General features: G+C 38.1%; 13 protein-coding genes and 1 pseudogene. All 14 read left to right on the top strand.

Annotation, left to right across the window (positions count from 1 at the left end):
- Positions 1–349 precede the first annotated feature (349 nt).
- Positions 350–1,519 carry an ROK family transcriptional regulator gene (locus IEV18_RS14755; RefSeq protein ID WP_188393158.1) on the top strand — a complete coding sequence of 390 codons (1,170 nt, stop codon included), beginning with the start codon at positions 350–352 and terminating at the stop codon, positions 1,517–1,519.
- Positions 1,520–1,523: 4 nt separating this feature from the next.
- On the top strand, positions 1,524–2,609 hold the full coding sequence (locus tag IEV18_RS14750) for an extracellular solute-binding protein (protein WP_188393157.1): 1,086 nt from the start codon (positions 1,524–1,526) through the stop codon (positions 2,607–2,609).
- Positions 2,610–2,678: 69 nt separating this feature from the next.
- Positions 2,679–3,755 carry an ABC transporter ATP-binding protein gene (locus tag IEV18_RS14745; protein WP_188393159.1) on the top strand — a complete coding sequence of 359 codons (1,077 nt, stop codon included), beginning with the start codon at positions 2,679–2,681 and terminating at the stop codon, positions 3,753–3,755.
- Positions 3,756–3,759: 4 nt separating this feature from the next.
- A complete protein-coding gene (locus IEV18_RS14740) occupies positions 3,760–5,496 on the top strand; it encodes an ABC transporter permease (protein WP_188393156.1) in 1,737 nt (578 codons plus the stop codon).
- 21 nt (positions 5,497–5,517) lie between these two features.
- Positions 5,518–7,041, top strand: a complete 1,524-nt coding sequence (argH, locus tag IEV18_RS14735) for an argininosuccinate lyase (RefSeq protein ID WP_188393155.1) — start codon at positions 5,518–5,520, stop codon at positions 7,039–7,041.
- 102 nt (positions 7,042–7,143) lie between these two features.
- On the top strand, positions 7,144–8,070 hold the full coding sequence (locus IEV18_RS14730) for an N-acetylglucosamine kinase (RefSeq protein WP_188393154.1): 927 nt from the start codon (positions 7,144–7,146) through the stop codon (positions 8,068–8,070).
- Positions 8,071–8,731: 661 nt separating this feature from the next.
- Positions 8,732–9,451, top strand: a complete 720-nt coding sequence (locus tag IEV18_RS14725; RefSeq protein ID WP_188393153.1) for a GntR family transcriptional regulator — start codon at positions 8,732–8,734, stop codon at positions 9,449–9,451.
- 97 nt (positions 9,452–9,548) lie between these two features.
- The gene (locus tag IEV18_RS14720; protein ID WP_188393152.1) at positions 9,549–9,872 is read left to right on the top strand and encodes a (2Fe-2S)-binding protein; all 324 of its coding nucleotides are present in this window, start codon (positions 9,549–9,551) and stop codon (positions 9,870–9,872) included.
- A complete protein-coding gene (locus IEV18_RS14715; protein WP_188393151.1) occupies positions 9,862–10,917 on the top strand; it encodes an NAD(P)/FAD-dependent oxidoreductase in 1,056 nt (351 codons plus the stop codon). Before IEV18_RS14720 ends, IEV18_RS14715 begins: the two co-directional genes overlap by 11 nt.
- 40 nt (positions 10,918–10,957) lie before the next feature.
- Positions 10,958–11,284 carry a (2Fe-2S)-binding protein gene (locus IEV18_RS14710; RefSeq protein WP_188393150.1) on the top strand — a complete coding sequence of 109 codons (327 nt, stop codon included), beginning with the start codon at positions 10,958–10,960 and terminating at the stop codon, positions 11,282–11,284.
- Positions 11,281–12,348: an NAD(P)/FAD-dependent oxidoreductase gene (locus tag IEV18_RS14705; RefSeq protein WP_188393149.1), complete on the top strand. Its 1,068-nt coding sequence runs from the start codon at positions 11,281–11,283 to the stop codon at positions 12,346–12,348. Before IEV18_RS14710 ends, IEV18_RS14705 begins: the two co-directional genes overlap by 4 nt.
- 39 nt (positions 12,349–12,387) lie before the next feature.
- The gene (locus tag IEV18_RS14700) at positions 12,388–13,806 is read left to right on the top strand and encodes a sodium:solute symporter family protein (RefSeq protein WP_188393148.1); all 1,419 of its coding nucleotides are present in this window, start codon (positions 12,388–12,390) and stop codon (positions 13,804–13,806) included.
- Between the two features lie 77 nt (positions 13,807–13,883).
- Positions 13,884–15,026 carry an N-methyl-L-tryptophan oxidase gene (gene solA, locus IEV18_RS14695; protein WP_188393147.1) on the top strand — a complete coding sequence of 381 codons (1,143 nt, stop codon included), beginning with the start codon at positions 13,884–13,886 and terminating at the stop codon, positions 15,024–15,026.
- 222 nt (positions 15,027–15,248) lie between these two features.
- A pseudogene (locus IEV18_RS14690) lies at positions 15,249–15,637 on the top strand (transposase); the annotation flags it as partial.
- Positions 15,638–16,172: the final 535 nt, after the last annotated feature.

Below are 16,172 nucleotides of genomic sequence, written 5' to 3'. Positions count from 1 at the left end.
CATTGCCCTTCCCATCTTTGAGAAATTATCTTTCATGCGACAGAACCTGTCAAGGGAGAATACGCCCTTGACAGAACCTGCCACATGAAAGGCTTGGTTGGCAAGATGGGAAGAAGCAAAACTCAATGCACCTTAAATTTATAAAAAAGTTGTCTTGACGATGGGGTCCACTTTAAGATTTCTCATTTTCTCAGTCTGATTGGAGTCAGAAGTAATTACCATTTTTCTAATAAAAAATATTTAAAATATATTGACATGTAATCGCTGCCATATTATACTAATAAAAACTTTGATAGTTAGGTTTACTAACTAAGTAAAAGAGAAGATGATGGATGGATTGTGATAACAGATGAAAAAAACTACTCCGCAAACAGTAAAAGTAATGAATAGGGAACTGATTATCAATGAATTAAGAAAACATCCAAAGCAATCCCGGGCTGACCTTGCCAAGAAAACAAAACTAAGCAAACCGACCGTTTCTGAAATCGTTAGAGAACTGATTGACGAAGGGTTGATTCTGGAAGTTGGTGTCGGTGAGTCAAGTGGCGGGAAAAAGCCTATTTATCTTACATATAATTCCCGTTTCCAGTTTGTGATTGGAATTTTAATCGAAAATGACACAATTCATTATGCGTTGGGCGACATGAACGGAGAAATTATAACCAGTTACGGACAAAAATTCCCCCGGTATAGCGAAGGTAGTGCCATCATTGATACGATCGAAAAGCAGGTAAGAAAACTTTTGGAGGCAGAAAGAATTACTTTTGAAAAGATATTGGGAATGGTCGTTGGTGTGTCCGGAATTAAGATGGATACAGAGGAAATCATACGCTCCTCACCAACCATTAAGTGGGGCAATATCAACTTGAAAAAAGAATTATCGAGTCGCTTCAATATCGATGTGATTATTGAGAATGACGTAAATTTGATGACTATCGGCGAATATTACAAGGGGCAAGGACAAAATACAGATAATTTTGTTTATTTGTTTATCGGGAATGGAATTGGCAGCGGTCTCTTTCTAAATAAAAAGTTTTATAAAGGTGCAAATAACGCATCAGGGGAAATAGGTTTTATGATGATTGGAGACCGGGAATCAGAGAAAAAAGAGTTAGGAGTCTTTGAAAATAATTATGGATTAATCGGTGTCGCCCAGAGGCTGAAGGAGTTAAATGTACGCATTGAAAACGATAAAGGGGATTCCTTATTAGAGATATTGCAGAACAATCAGCATCATCCGAAGGTAAAGGAGATTTTGGATGATACGATTAAACATTGGGCAAAAGCGGTAATCAACCTAATTAGCATTATCGACCCGGAAGCTGTAATTTTATCGGGTGAGTTAGTGAATATGAACGAGCAATCCATGAACTATTTCAAGGAAACGATTGAAAGGTATGTTCCGCAAATGCCGGAAATCAAGGTGACAACTTTAGGCATTAAGGCTGGCATCTATGGAGCATTTCATCTCGCATTAACCGATTTTCATGTTGCCGGCTTTAAATATAAAAATAGTTAAATATATGGGAGGGATACCATTGAGAAGAAAGATTGCTTGGCTATTGGTGACAGTGGCTTTCTTCCTTTTCCTTGCTGCATGTGGCGGCGGAAATGAAACTTCCGAAGATAATAATCCAGAAGGAGACGGCAAAGGGGAAGGATCAGGAAAACTTGTCGTTTACACGGCACGCGACCAAACGGTTGTTGATAAAGTAGTTACAATGTTTAATGAGAAGTATCCGGACATTCAGGTGGATGTGCTGACGATGGGGGCACAGGAAATTTTGGAACGTGTCCGCGGTGAACAGTCAAATCCTGGAGGAGATTTTTGGTGGGGAGGAACACAGTCAGCCTTTATGCAAGCAGCTGAGGAAGATTTATTGGAACCATATACACCGTCCTTCGATGATGCGATAGAACCAGAACATAAAGATCCAGAAGGGCGCTGGTACGGTGAAATGCTGCTTCCTGAAGTAATTATGATTAATAGTGATGTATTAGATAAAGAGACCGGACCGCAGGATTGGGATGACTTGCTGGATGAAAAGTGGAAAGATGAAATCATTATCCGTGGTGTATTGCCATCAGGGACTATGAGAACTATCTACTCTGCAATGATCTACCGTCAAGATTCGAATAATCCGGAGCCGGGCTATAAATGGCTGGAAAAACTTGATGCCAATACAAAAGAATATGCACAGGACCCGACGAACCTTTACTTAAAACTGGCCCGTCAGGAAGGAACTGTCTCTCTGTGGAATTTACAGGATATTTTAATTCAGGCCCATGCGAACAATCAGCCTTTTGACTACATTTATCCCGAAAGCGGTGCTCCAATTTTAGTCGACGCGGTTGGTATTATTAAAGAGGCCAAGAATAAAGAAAATGCAGAGTTGTTCTATGAATTCCTGTTTGATAAAGAGGTTGTAGCTGAATTGTCCAAGGAAACGTTCCAAATTCCATCCCGCACTGATATTGATGTGGATGCGATGCCAGATTGGTACCGTGATTTGGAACTAAAAGAACTTGAACTTGACTGGGAAGTTTTAGCGGAAAAGGAAATGGAATGGATGGAATATTGGGATAGTAACATTAAAGGCCAAAATTAATTGATGGAAAGGGAAAGGGTGATGTATCTATATATCACCCTTTTTGCATAAAAAGGGGCAGGTGAGTTGATGAAAAGCGTAAGATTAGATCACGTAACAAAAATGTTTGGAAAATCAATCGGTGTTCATGATGTGGATATTCAGATAAACAGTGGGGAGTTTTTTACCTTTTTAGGTCCGAGCGGCTGTGGTAAAACGACGACGTTACGAATAATTGCAGGATTTTACTTTCCTACGAAAGGTAAAGTTTACTTTGACGGTGACGATGTTACAGGATTAAAGCCGAATAAGCGAAATATCGGCATGGTGTTTCAAAATTATGCCCTATTTCCGCATATGACGGTATTTGAAAATATTGCTTTTGGGCTGGAAGTGAGGAAACTTTCCAAAAGGGAAATAAAAGAAAAAGTAGAAAGAGCCCAGAAATTTGTGCGCCTTGAAGGGTATGGTGACAGGAAAATTACCGAACTGTCAGGGGGACAGCAACAGCGGGTGGCTCTCGCTCGGGCACTTGTCATCGAGCCTGATATTTTGCTGCTTGATGAACCATTATCCAACTTAGACGCGAAATTGCGGGATGAAACTAGGGTGGAAATTAAACGGCTGCAAGTTGAACTTGGCATTACGACTATTTATGTCACTCACGATCAGCATGAGGCAATGGCGATGTCGGATCGGATTATGGTGATGAATCAAGGGAAAATCCAACAAATTGGGACACCCCAAGAAATATATAATAAACCGGTCAATCATTTCGTTGCTTCGTTTATTGGGGAGACGAATATTATAAAGGCCGATGTAATAAAAGTAACAGATACCCATATCACCGTCGATATTGGTCAAGGTACGCTGCTTACAGGATTAAGGGAAAATAGTTCTCCGCAGCTGGACTTTGAGAAAGAGAAACAAGTGATTCTTTCTATCCGACCTGAAATGATTAATGCAGGTGAGGGAACAAATCCATTGGAAGGCATAATTCAATTGAGTGAATTTACCGGTATGAGCATTAATTATCTTGTGAAAGCAGGAGATCATGAATTAAAGGTGATGATCGTTAATGCGGGAACAGAAGTATTAGGACGCGGAGATTCAATTAAATTGCATATACCAGAAAGCGGTATCTATTTTATGAGTGAAAAGAGGTGATAGAATGACGAATAGCAGTGGAGCACCTGCATCTAAACAAAATGCTTGGCAAAAAATGACACAATCAAAGTACTTCGTTTATGTTTTAATATCACCTTTAGTTCTCGTTTTATTTGCTTATGTTATTTATCCGTTGTACAAAACCTTTGCACAAAGTGTGTTCGATCAGGAAGGTGCTTTGACGTTTGGAAATTATCTCAGTTTCTTTACAACGGAGGCAAATTTAGAGTCACTATTTAATAGTGTTTTTATTTCGATTGTCAGTGTTATTACTTGTGCAATAGTTGGAGTTGGGATGGCCTTTCTATTAAATCGCTATGAATTTCCCGGCAGAAAGATTTTATCTGTTTTTGTGCTAGTGCCAATGGCCTTGCCGCCGTTAATCGGTGCGATTTCTTTTTCCTTTTTATATGGAAATAGCGGAATTTTCCCGCGACTATTCCAATACATATTTCAATTAGAAGACGTGCCTTTTGCTGTGGAAGGAATTTGGGGAATTATTGTCGTTCATACTTTTACGATGTATCCTTACTTTTATTTAAGTGCTTCGGCAGCGATTAGGGGGCTGGATTTATCACTGGAAGAAGCGGCAACTAGTCTAGGTGCTAACCGTGTTACGATATGGCGTAAAATTATTTTGCCGATGCTCACCCCAGCCATGGTCGCTTCTTCGTTGCTTGTATTCATGATTTCTATGGCTTCTTACACAGCACCATTGATGTTTGGTGTTGAAAGGGTCATGACAATGGCGATTACCTTATCGAGAACAAATGGGAATCTTGATATGGCAGCAACCCAATCTACTATTCTATCAATGGTGTCAATTGCCTTTCTGATTTTGATGACTTGGTATCAAAACCGCAGGAACTATCAAAGCCAAAGCAAAGGGGTTGGTGTACATCGTACAGAGGTGCGGTCATCCCGCATCAAGTATATTGCAGCTGTTTTATCCACCATTGGTGTCATCATCTTAATGCTTCCAATTATGGTGATTGCCTTGATTTCCTTTGCTGTGGATGGGGAATGGACGACACAAATTATTCCAACAAAATATACCCTTGACCATTATATTGAATTGTTTACTGATTCGAGAACATGGGGGCCGATAAAGAACAGTATTCAAATGAGTATCTTCGCTGTAATAGGAAATATTATTTTCGGCGTGGCGGCTGCCTATGCGATGGTTCGTTTTCAGTTCAAAGGGAAAGTGTTCATGGATATTTTAATTATGGTACCGTGGGCCCTTCCTGGTACTGTTGTGGCAGTAAATTTAATTTCTGCTTTTAGCGAACCTAGTGTGTTTTCTTTAAATCAAGTGCTTGTCGGAACGTTTTGGATTTTGCCGTTAGCCTATTTTGTCAGACAGCTCCCCCTTGTATTTAGAAATACACAGGCAAGTTTAATTCAGATGGATGATTCCATTGAGGAGGCTGCTCAGAGTCTTGGAGCAACTTGGTGGTATTCCTTTAGAAGGGTTGTTTTTCCAATTATTATGCCAGGAATCCTCGCAGGAACGTTGCTTGCCTTTGTCCAAGGGTTGACAGAATTTGTTGCTTCGATTTTACTTTACAGCCCGCAAACGATGCCGTTATCTGTTGGCATATGGAATCGGATGTATGCATTCCAATTTGGAACGGCCTGTGCTTATGGGGTACTGCAAACGGTATTGATTATTGTTGTGTTATTGGTTAATGAAAAGATAAAGGGTGATTCAAACCAAACAGGTGCTTCACTTGGTTAGATAATGGAGAGGATGTGCAAAATGGGTTCATTACACCGAAAAAGGATTTTAAAAAAGGAAGGGAAAACTTTTCCATCTAAAACATATAAGGATCTCGTACTTGAGCCAGCTTATAATCAGGCAAAGTGCCATTCAATTGATCCAATGATTCAAATTCATTTAGCGCACTTAATTATGCTTGTTGAAGAAAAGATTATTAATAAAGAAGAGGCAGCAAAAATCGTTTCATCGATAAAAAAAATCGATGTTGCAGAAGTTAGGGGCAGGCAATATGATGGCGCCTATGAAGATTTATTTTTTGAAATAGAGGATTTCCTTATTAAAGATGCGGGGGAAATTGCTGGAAATCTTCATATTGCCCGCAGCAGAAACGATATGGGAATTGCCATTTATCGGATGAATCTTCGCGAAAGATTATTGGATTGTATGGAGGCTGCATTGTTTTTGCGTGAAAGTCTAGTGGAATTGACTGAAGAGCATATTGAGACGGTTATGATTGGATATACCCATACACAACAGGCACAGCCGACTACACTGGGACACTATTTTAATGCGATGACCGACTTTTTGACAAGAGACATTGAGCGGTTACAAGCCGCCTTTAGAACGGTGAACAGAAGCAGTATGGGAGCGGCAGCACTAACTACATCTGGTTTTCCCATTAATCGGAAGACGGTACAACAACTGCTCGGCTTTGAAGAAATAATTGATAATGCTTGGGATGCTGTTTCTGGCGCAGATTATATCGGTGAGGCTGCTACAGCCGTCCAATTAGCGGCGATTAATTTAGGCCGCTCCACCCAAGACTTGCTTCTATGGGGGACACAGGAATTCGGCACTTTTAAGCTGTTTGATCCATATGTGCAAATAAGTTCAATCATGCCGCAAAAGCAAAATCCAGTGTCCATTGAACATACTCGGGCAATGCTGTCAAGTGTGATGGGGGATGCAGAAACGGTTCTCTCAATGATGCATAATACACCTTTTGGTGATATTGTAGATACAGAAGATGATATGCAGCCATATATGTGGAATGCGCTGGAAAAATTAACGAAGATATATTATTTACTTTCCAGTGTGCTCATGACGATGAAAGTAAATAAGGAGAAGCTCTTAAACCGGGCGAAGGAAAGCTTCGCGAATGTGACGGAATTAGCTGATACACTTGTTCGCACAAATGGTCTGTCCTTTCGAAAAGCCCATGAAATTGTTAGTGCCGCAGTGCAAGATTTAGTAAAAAATGATAAAGCGTCATTGGAATATTTGACATTGGACCGATTAAACAAACATGCTCTCCATGTTCTTGGGCGAAAGCTGAATATGTCAGAGGAGCAATTGCGTAATGCATTAAACCCGGAGCATTTTATAGAAATACGTTCCTTAGAAGGTGGTCCCAATAAAGAAAGAATGGAAAAAACAATTGCAGTGAGACGGGAACAGCAGCGTGAATTAAACGCTTGGCTGGATGAAAAGAAGGAAATCCTTGAATCAGCAAAGCATATGATAGATTGTAAACTGAAAAGTATAATGATGGATGGAAAGTAAAAAAATAACAAGTATACAGGTGATAATTTGTACAGCAATTTGTTTGGAGAGAAAAGTTTAAAAATGAATAGGCAACCGGCAAATCAGAAGGAGTTTCCCCTATTGGCACTGGATGGCGGGGGAACCAAAACAGTTGCAGTCATTACGGATGATTCTGGGAAAGTATTAGCTTCAGGAAGGTCGGGTACGGCGAATTACCATGTAGCGGGAAAGGAAAACGTTAAGCAGATGATTGTGAAGCTGATACTGGATGTCATTGCTCGTTCAGGCGCCTGCGATTCTGCTGAAATATGTTTCCAAAAGGCTGTCTTCGCCCTTGCTGGAATTGATACGAAAAAGGATAAGGAAAATGTCGAGGAAATTGTCAGGGAAGCCATTACAGAAAGTGGGATACGGATTAATCATGTCATGATTGAAAATGATGCCCTATCCGTTTTATTGGGAGTCACCAACAATAATCCCGGTGTTATTTTAATCGCAGGTACAGGTTCCATTGTTTACGCGCATGACGGTAATAATCATTTTGTTCGTTCGGGAGGAGTGGGACACAAACTTGGCGATGAAGGTGCAGGCTATTGGATTGGTAAAGAAGCAATCCGCGCTATTTTAAAAATGCATGATGGCCGGGGACCAAAAACGATACTGCATGAGCTCGTATTGGCGCATTTTCGTTTTTCTGACCATGAAGAGATCATTGACTGGGTGTATAGCACCCAATTCTCAATTCATGAAGTAGGGGCTCTTGCTAAAATCGTAGAGCAGGCTTATATAAAAGGGGATGCAGTAAGTCAAAGCATTATAGAGCATGCAATCAATGAACTTTATCAACTCGTCGTTGCTGCAGTGAAACGGGCAGGGATAGCAGAAAAACCATTTAAACTCCTTTTGCTTGGAGGTCTTCTCCAAAATAGCAATATTATTAAGGAACAATTACTAGAGAAATTGAAAAAGACTATGCCAAATATTGAATTGATAACAACAAATAATAAACCTATTGATTTCATTATTCAACGCGGATTACACGGTTAAAAATGCAAATAGGCAAAATGGGCTCAACGCGGATTACACGGTTAGAAATGTATTAGGCAAAATGGGCGACGGAGAGTTTATCCCGGACAATGCGTTTAGGTTGTGTTATCAGGCAGGAAAGAGAAACAGGCGGTGGGGGGTTAACATCGGATTTAGGGCTGCTGACAGCGGTCCGAAAAAGAATTCGTATTCCAATCCGATTCAGTTTAACACTCGGCTCAAGGGATGCTGACAGACATGCTAAAAGCGGACAAAGGATGACACTGGTTCATCTTTTGTTGGCTTTTGTATTTTGGAGATGTGAATGGGGTATTTTGTGAATTGGATTTTAACAGACCTTATTTCAAGATAAACGGATTGGATGCGAAGAATGAATGATTCTAAAGCCCGCTAGCATGGGACAAGGGTTTTCGAAGTGCTCATAGAACGCTTCTATAGCCCATTAGAACAAAAATCAGGACAACCTGGAATTCTCCAAGGCTATCCTGATTTTGTGTATCGTATGTTGTATCAGTTTCCTGCTGAATTAGTTGGATGCAGTTACGCCGCCATCAATCGTAAATTCTGAACCGGTGGAATAAAATTACGCTTGACCTAAAAATTCTTAATTGGTATAATACCGAAAAATTATAATATTATAATAATACAGAGAGGTAATTTCATGCTAGAAAGAGACAGTTCAATACCACTACATAGACAAATTCGTCAATATCTTGAAAAGAAAATAGATTCTGGTGAATGGGCTCCAGGATATCAAATTCCTACAGAAAAAGAACTTGCATCTTTGTTTGAAGTAAGCACGATTACAGTAAAACGTGCAATTCTTGATCTCGTACAAAGTGGTAAATTATTCAGGATTAGTGGAAAAGGGACATTTGTTAATAAAATTGAAGAAACAAATTTATCAAAGCTCGTATCAATTCAAGATAAACTTGGTAAGGAAAAAAGCTATCCTCACAAAACATTAAGTTTTGAAGTTATTAACCCAGGTAAATCCATAGCTGAAATCATGGAAATAAATGAAAAGGATAAAGTCTATTATATTTCTCGAATTAAGTTAGATAATGAAAAACCTATAGTCATAGAGAATTCCTGGGTTAATCAATCTTTGATAACAGATTTAAAGTGGGAAGATTTAGAAGATAAGCTATTATACAATATTTTTATTAAAAAATATGGTTTGAATTTAAAGAAAGCCAAGGTTTATATCTCTTCAAAGGTTGCAGAGCAATCTGAAGCAGTATTATTAAATGTGCCAATAGGGGAACAGTTACTTATAATGGATCGCATTACAACTACAGAAAAGGACGATGTAGTTGAGTATTCGAGGTTTATAACTGTTTCCAACGAATTTAAATACTATTTAGAAATAGATTTATAAATAAGTAGTAAATTATAATGTTATAACATTATAACGTTATAATTTATGGGCACCAAATTCAGAATAATGAAATTTATTTGAGGAGGTCTGTTATGTTATGGAAATTAAGCAACATCCTATCCTAGAAAAAACTTTACAGGATGATATCTACTTCTACTTTAATGATAAAAAAATGAAGGCCAAAAAAGGACAAACTGTCGCAGGAGCGTTAATGGCTAATGGAATTCTAGAATTTGGCAGAAGCCGTAAACTTAATCAGGCTAGAGGTTTATACTGTGGTGTCGGAAGATGCATGAGTTGCTACGTAACTATTAATAATCAATATCATATTATCAGCTGTACTACATTACTCGAGGAAGGTATGAAAGTGTATTCCAATAATAGTGATCCAAAAGTTGGGAGGGATGTTATTGAAAACTGATGTGTTAGTAGTAGGTGCTGGACCAGCAGGAATAAAGGCAGCACTAACAGCTGATAGGGCTGGAGCAGATGTAATTTTAATTGATGAATCAGTATTTTTAGGCGGCCAATTACGAAGCCAAACTCAATATTTCTCTAATTTACCGAAAAATATCGACAGTGGTTTAGGGATTGAAATATACAATGAACTAGAAAACCAGTTAAATAATTCAAATATAACTGTATTTACAAATCATACGATGGTGGGTTCCTTTAAGAACGGGAATATAGGGGTTTCGAATGGAGAAAAAGTTTTGGAAATCCAATCTAAAAAAAACATCCTTGCACCTGGAGCTCAAGAAGAAGCATTAATTTTTCCTGGATGGACACTTCCGGGGGTTATGACAGCTGGAGCGGCACAAATATTAGTTAATAGAGAATTTGTTCGGCCTGGTAACGAAGCTATTATGGTCGGATCAAATATTTTTGCTCTTGAAGTTGCACTACTTCTACAGCAATGTGGTGTTTCAGTTAAAGCGATTATAGAAGAACAACTTAATATTCAATGTAAGGATACTAGTAAATTAGGCGAAATAGGAAATATTCCAATTTTTACAAGCAGTAGAATTAAAGCTGCAAGAGGACGTGGGAAAGTTGAGCAAGTCATAATTGAAACTCCAAATGGAGAAAATGAATTATATGTTGATCTCATATGTGTAGCAAATGGATTTCGGCCAATTCTAGAACCTTTTGAAATCTTAAATTGTGAATTCACTTATAAAAAAGGACTAGGTGGATGGATACCAAAATACGATAACCGTTTTTTAACAGGAAATCCAAACTGCTATGTAGCAGGAAACGCAGCGGGAATAACGGATTTGGGACCTATTCTACTAACGGGTGAAATAGCTGCGTGGAATGCATTAGGAGAGATAGGCTTAGTGAGTTCAATAGTTGTAGATAAAAAAATTAAAAATCTTTGGGTTGAATTAAGTAGGTTGGAAGATGAATATGTCTTCAAAGAAAGATTGAATCTGATAAACAATACATCAGCAATTAAATATTAATAGATCCTTGAGTGGTACCACACTGAAAGGAGATTAATAAATGGACAAATCAACGATTGTCTGTCGGTGTGAGGAAATAAATATAGATGAAATAGAAACTGCAATTAAGTATGGTGCAGAAACTTTTGATGATATTAAACGATTAACAAGATGCGGGATGGGACCATGTCAATCAAAAAATTGTATCGGACCAGTAAATGAGATAATAGCAAATAACACTGGAAAACAATTAAAAGATTTACCTTTAACTAGGATGAGAATTCCAGTAAAGCCAATAAAAATGAAAGTACTTGTAACTGATATTGAGAACAGTAGTATCGCATCAGTATTAGCTGAGTCTGTGGATGAAGATGGTGATAACAGATGAAGAAGTTTGATGTAATTATTATTGGTAGCGGTGTCGTTGGAAGCAGTATTGCCTATCATTTATCGGAATATAAAGAGCATGAGATATTACTAATTGATAAAGATTTCCCTTTGTCAGGTACATCCGGTTCAACACAGGCTTGGGTTTGGGTCCATACTAAAGTACCTTCTTGGTACGGGGAATTGAGTTTATATAGTGCTGAACTGTATCCAATTCTTGAAAAGAAAATCGGTGATGTTGAATACAATCGAACTGGAGGAATAGCCCCATTTTTTAATGAAGCTGAAAGAGAGAAGGCATATAGACTCGCAGAAAAACAAGCAGAAGTTGGAATCGATATTAAAGTATTAACAAAAGATGAAGTATTAGAGATGGAACCTTATTTATCCTCAAAGATTGCCGGAGCAACTTTTAGTAAGCTGGATGGAACGGTGAATCCATTTCGCCTGGTGGAATTATATGTTAAAGCAGCGAGGAAAAATGGAGTAAAAACGTCTTACTATAATAGAGTTCTAGATATTGTAAAGTCCGGTAATGGATATCAAGTAAAAACAGAGCGAGGAACCTTTCTTACAACAAAATTAATATTAGCAGGAGGTCCATGGTCAAAGGATTTGGGAGAGTTGCTAGGGGTTCATATACCTATAAAACAAGTGCGCGGACAAATTATTATCACTGAACCTCTACAACCTTTCCTTAAGTATACAATTGGAGGAATTCGCCAAACAGTTAACGGCGAAGTCTTAATTGGTTATTCAAAAGAGGAGGTGGGATATGATCGAAGAACCACATTAGATGTTATTCAGCAAACTGCTAAAATGGCCATTGATTTTATACCAGCATTAGCAGAAGCAAATATAGTTCGTACGTTTGCTGGTATTCGTGTAATGCCATTAGATGAATTACCTATTCTTGGTCAAATTCCAGGTCTACCTGGAGCTTTTATAGCTGCTATGCATAGCGGAATTACTCTTTCACCAATTGTCGGCACATTAATGGCAGAGTTGCTAACAGAAGGAGAAACATCTTTAGATATCACTAGATATAGCCTCTCAAGATTTTAATTTATAGTTAAGGATAACTATTTTTTGGAGGAGGATAAAATGAGTGCTACTTTAGCAATCATCATTAGCTCGTTAATTATTCTCAGCATAGGAGTAGGCATATCATTATGGATTGGAAGAAGACAAAAAGATATTGACGACTGGAATGTTGGAGGTAGATCGCTACCAATTTATGTAGTTGCTGGGACGCAGTTTGCTACTGGAATGGGTGGTGGAGTACTCGTTGCCCATGTAGGAATTGGTTATAGTGCAGGTTGGTCGGCGGTCACATACAATTTACTATATTCATTGGGAATAGTCATTCTAGTATTGTTTGCAGGTTGGTTACATAAACATAAATTTTCTACGTTACCTGATATTTTTAAAAGACTTTATGGTGAGAATAAATTAATGATGACGATAGCTACTTTACTTGCGATTATTGTACCTTTTGGTTGGTTATGTACTCAATTAGTAGCTTTTGGGAATCTATATACACAAATTACTGGGATTTCTTTTACATTACTAGTTGTAATATTCGCTGCTATTAGCTTGTTATTTGTTCTGCCGGGTGGTTTGGCTTCAGTCGCTTGGACAGACTTTGTGTTTGGATGTTTTATGCTATTATTAGCTATTTTAAGTGGAATCTACATGTTAAATATGGCGGGAGGTTGGTCAGGAATCGTCTCCAATGTTCCGGAAAATATTGTTTCTTTTCCAGAAGGTTTAGGGGCTGTTGGATTAGCAACAATCATTCTCTGGATTTTCGCAATATTTCCGGGAGCGCTTACCAACCAGATGTCTTATCAAAGAATATATTCTTCAAAAGATCCTAAGACTGCCAGAAGAGGTTTCTACATTGCTGCAGTTGCAGGCGTTATTAGTGGTACTTGGGCTTCATTTATGGGAATAGCAATTCGTTCACAGAATCCTGGATTAGAAAATCCTGAACTAGCTTCAGGTTGGTTATTGACCCAGATACCAACATGGTTCCTTGCAGTTTATTCAGGATTTATCGTCGCAACAATTATGTCTACAGTTAGCAGTGCAATTCAGTCAGTAGTAGTAAATATTACGCACGATATTTATAAATCTTATATCAATCCAAATGTAAATGATCGTACCCTATTACAAAGCTCACGAATTCTATCAGTAATTGTCGTCATTATCGCAGTTGCTCTATCGCTATATTATCCACAAGCTTTAGGTTGGTTACAAGCAACTTATGCTTATTCTGCTGCAGGCTTACTAGTTCCAATATTTTTGGGCATTGCTTTACGGAAAACCAGATTTAATAGCGCTAAAGGTGCGACGGGAGGTATTATTTCTGGTATAATTGGTGCTGCCATTGCGCAAATAATAGGCACATCAATACCTTATGCTGTTTACGGAGTTGTACTTTCGTTACTTGGTTTTATTGTATTTAGTTTTATATATAAAGCATCTCCTGATGAAGAAAAGAAAGTATCAGCGTTATAAAATAAGATTAATTTTCTGAATATAATTCGTTTTTAAAAAATTGATAATTGTATGTTTAGTGTATGGGAGGTATAGTAATGGATGCAGATGTAGGAATTATTGGTGTTGGTACAATGGGAAGTATGGCCGCATGGCAACTTTCCAAACGAGGTGTTTCAGTTTTAGGTTTTGAGCAATTTGGTATTGGGAATGATCGTACTGCTGCTGGTGGAGAATCTCGTTTGTTCCGAACGGCATATATGGAAGGTGCTGAGTACGTTCCACTATTGATAGAGGCTAAAAAGCTGTGGAGAGAATTGGAAAAAGAAAGTGGTAAATCGCTATTAACATTAAACGGGGGATTAATGATAGGGGAAAAAGATTCGCCTCCAATTAAAGCTATATTAGAAAGTATTGATAATTATAAGTTAGAACATGAAATCCTAGATATTAAACAAGCATCAAAAAAGTATCCCCAATTTAAATATTTTGCTAACGACTTAGTAATTCTTGATAAAGAAGCAGGCTTTATAAGACCAGAGCTTTCTGTTGTATCTGCAACATATTTGGCTATTAATAAAGGAGCGAAAATAAAACAATACACTACTGTACAGAAAATTATTCCAGATTCTAATGGAGTAACGATTATTGCAAACGGAGAATCGTATAGAGTTAGAAAAGTAGTAATTACAACTGGTGCATGGACAGTTAATCTTCTACCAGAACTGAAAGACAAGTTAATGCCGAGAAGACTTTTATTAACATGGTTTATACCTAAAAATATTGATGATACAAAACCTGAAAAACTACCTGTATTTGCAAGAATGCGTGGTGATTTTAGATTAACAGGAACACCAACTTTAGATGGTACAATGGTTAAAGCATCTTTTACTAAAGAGCCTTTACCTGTAGATAATCCGAAAGAATTACACAGGGACGTATATTCAGAGGAGATTTTAAAGCTTCGTGATTCTGTTGAAACATTACTTCCCGCAGTATACCCCGATCCGGTACGTTCTAGTGCGTATATGGATGCATACACACCAGATAATCATGCAGTATTAGGAACAATACCGGGGTTAAAGGAAGTTGTGATAGCAAGTGGTTTCTCAGGACATGGATTTAAATTGGCTCCTATTATTGGTAAGATTATTTCAGAAATTATTATTGATGGTAAAACTACTAAAAATATTAAAAACTTGTCACCAGAAAGGTTTGTAGATTCTTTTCATTTAATCTAATACTCAATTCTCCATTAATTCTCTACTGTAGAATCAGATAAATAAAATTATCCCTCAGCCCAAAATTCACATGGGTATGAGGGATATTGTAACCTAATTAGAGTCTACTGAATTAATAAAATTCCCTTTATTCACAAGGAATTTAACAGTTTTTGTCGAATTAGTATGCAAGGGAAAGTACGGAATTTGCCAGAAAAACCTTGCACATGGAGGGTCTTGCACATGTATGAACATAATGAACGACAACTGATTATGCCGGATGAAATTTTTCCTGCCATTCGGTGGAAAATTGAATCCCGATAATCGTTGGGTCGGTCTCGCTTAACTCATCCCTTGGGAGAAAGCAGAAGATGTTCGTTCCTTGAAAGATCCCACTCAAGGAAACAAAGCTTTCTCGGTACGTATAGCGCTGGGTTCGCTTATCATCAAAGAACGGATGAATTGGAGTGATGAAGAAACGGTTGCGCAGATAACGGAAAACCCGTATCTTCAATATTTCATTGGCCTTCCCGAATTTCAGGAGAAAGCCCAGTTTGATGCATCTTTGATGGACCCATTTCCGAAAACGCTTGGACGCATCCATCATCAACCAGGTGAATGAATGGGTTGTTGAAGCACAGATTCTGCAAGTTCTCCGGAAGCTTTAGAGATGAGATGACAAGATTTACTAAAAGCCCGCCAATCATAGCTAATGGGAACAACGGAACTCCAGGAACATATTGTACAATAATTTGGAGGTTATGCTATGAATGATACTGACAAAAGAATAGAATAGAAAGCTAGGTATGATGTTTGGAAAACAAATGGGTTGATTGCTACGGATTAGTCTCGCATCAACGATGTAAAAATACAACAAAATATAACGAATTAATTGATGTTAACACGTTAAAAAGAATTCAAGGAATTGCGCTAGAGGTACCGTCAAGAATTTTGTGTAATGTAAGATAGATAGGGTATCTCTGAAATGGATTTAGAATAGAGGGGGATATTTCCTCTACACAAGAGACTGAATATTCAGTCTCCTGTGTGGAAGGGGAGAATCCCCTTATTTTGTTTATTTACAATATTTGGTTAACAATAACGTTCTTCAAACATTCGTTGAAGGGCTTCATGCGCTTCGGCAAATCCTCGTAACTTTCGCCCTGC

Source organism: Compostibacillus humi (assembly GCF_014637175.1).
Lineage (GTDB): Bacteria > Bacillota > Bacilli > Bacillales > Amphibacillaceae > Oceanobacillus > Oceanobacillus humi.
This window is presented reverse-complemented; position numbering and strand designations above follow the sequence as displayed.

Bases quoted from the DNA above. Each gene is read 5' to 3' on its own strand.
- IEV18_RS14740 (WP_188393156.1), top strand. From the start codon at position 3,760: ATGACGAATAGCAGTGGAGCACCTGCATCTAAACAAAATGCTTGGCAA.
- IEV18_RS14755 (WP_188393158.1), top strand. From the start codon at position 350: ATGAAAAAAACTACTCCGCAAACAGTAAAAGTAATGAATAGGGAACTG.
- IEV18_RS14725 (WP_188393153.1), top strand. From the start codon at position 8,732: ATGCTAGAAAGAGACAGTTCAATACCACTACATAGACAAATTCGTCAA.
- IEV18_RS14745 (WP_188393159.1), top strand. From the start codon at position 2,679: ATGAAAAGCGTAAGATTAGATCACGTAACAAAAATGTTTGGAAAATCA.
- IEV18_RS14705 (WP_188393149.1), top strand. From the start codon at position 11,281: ATGAAGAAGTTTGATGTAATTATTATTGGTAGCGGTGTCGTTGGAAGC.
- IEV18_RS14720 (WP_188393152.1), top strand. From the start codon at position 9,549: ATGGAAATTAAGCAACATCCTATCCTAGAAAAAACTTTACAGGATGAT.
- IEV18_RS14710 (WP_188393150.1), top strand. From the start codon at position 10,958: ATGGACAAATCAACGATTGTCTGTCGGTGTGAGGAAATAAATATAGAT.
- solA (WP_188393147.1), top strand. From the start codon at position 13,884: ATGGATGCAGATGTAGGAATTATTGGTGTTGGTACAATGGGAAGTATG.
- argH (WP_188393155.1), top strand. From the start codon at position 5,518: ATGGGTTCATTACACCGAAAAAGGATTTTAAAAAAGGAAGGGAAAACT.
- IEV18_RS14700 (WP_188393148.1), top strand. From the start codon at position 12,388: ATGAGTGCTACTTTAGCAATCATCATTAGCTCGTTAATTATTCTCAGC.
- IEV18_RS14750 (WP_188393157.1), top strand. From the start codon at position 1,524: ATGGGAGGGATACCATTGAGAAGAAAGATTGCTTGGCTATTGGTGACA.